General features: G+C 38.3%; 2 protein-coding genes. Both read left to right on the forward strand.

Annotated features, from left to right (window positions below; genetic code table 11):
• A partial coding sequence (locus tag AC6F75_RS13585; protein ID WP_500715628.1) for an HTTM domain-containing protein occupies nucleotides 1-782 on the forward strand: 782 nt, incomplete at its 5' end.
• A gap of 39 nt (nucleotides 783-821) precedes the next feature.
• The coding region (locus tag AC6F75_RS13590; protein WP_500715629.1) for a hypothetical protein at nucleotides 822-1,393 on the forward strand (572 nt) is incomplete at its 3' end.

The following is a 1,393-nucleotide window of genomic DNA, read 5'->3' on the forward strand; positions in this document are numbered from 1 at the left end:
AAGTGTTGATGAGCGGCAAGGCCAATTACTGGCTGATTGGCGACATCTTACAACAAACCTGGGTGCACTGGTCCATTGCATACACCGGAATTCTTTTTGACCTCCTTATTGTCCCGCTGTTACTTTGGAGACGGACGCGAATGCTTGGATTTGTCATTTCGATATTTTTTCATTTGTTCAATTCCATCGTGTTTCAGATTGGCATTTTCCCGTATATGTCCATCGCATTTGCCCTGTTTTTCTTTACACCAAAAACTGTTCAACGACGCTTTTTACCCAAAAAAGAGTTTTATGACAAAGGCGAAATCATCGTGCCGGGCTATAAAAAAGTGCTGGTCACCTTGTTTTCCATTTATTTTGTTTTTCAGATAGGTTTGCCTTTGCGCCACTGGTTTATAGAAGAAAATGTGTTATGGACGGAAGAAGGCCACCGCCTGAGCTGGCGGATGATGCTGCGCTCCAAATCAGGCACTGTAAAAGTGACCGTAAAAGACAAAAAAACCGGTGCCGAACACAAAGTGAATGTGTATGACGAACTCTCACCCAAACAACGCCGGGGACTGGCCACTAAACCCGACTATATGTGGCAGTATGCCCAACACCTGAAAAAACGCTATGCGGCAAAAGGACAGGACGTGGCAGTTTATTTTGATGCACGGGTGAGCGTCAACCGCCGGCCACTCGCGCCCCTTGTTGACCCCGAAAGAGACCTGGCGGCAGAAAAGTGGAAGCATTTTAAACACCACGACTGGATTTTGCCGGCACCGGAGGGGTTGAGGTGATGATTATTTAAAGTTAGGATAAACCAAAAAATTAATCGAATGAAAATATTCAAAAATATACTTGCAGTTATTTTATTGTATTCCTTTTATTCTTGCTCTGATGAAATATTTAAAACTGAGCTTACATATGACTCTCAATTATCAAGTATAAGTACTCATTCTTCGATGAAAATTAATGAATATAACTGTCAAGATGAAATATATCAAGCCCCTATAAGACTAAATTCCAAGCTGGTCAATGAAAAAAAGTTGAAATATACCATTCCTGATGATGGTTATTTGCACTGTATGGGTAAGTTTTTGATTTTTGACAACCCCCTATATATTCATTTTTCAACTTCAAATCCTTATAAAGCTTATGAATATTTAGAAGAAGACCAAAAGGTTATAATGTATGCTTCTGTTCAAAAGAAAGATTCAACATTTTCCACAGTAAAAGTTTTTGAGCATGATTTTGTCTGGTCTTTTGGTGAATCATTTTATACTTATTTAATCGAAAATTATTTGATCATTATTAAAGAAATTGATCACAGTTATGATTTTATAGTAGATGGAGAATCGCAAATTGAATATTCATACAATATAGTTGAAATAACCCCTGAAGGGAAATT

The sequence above is a fragment of the Planktosalinus sp. genome (assembly GCF_059864935.1).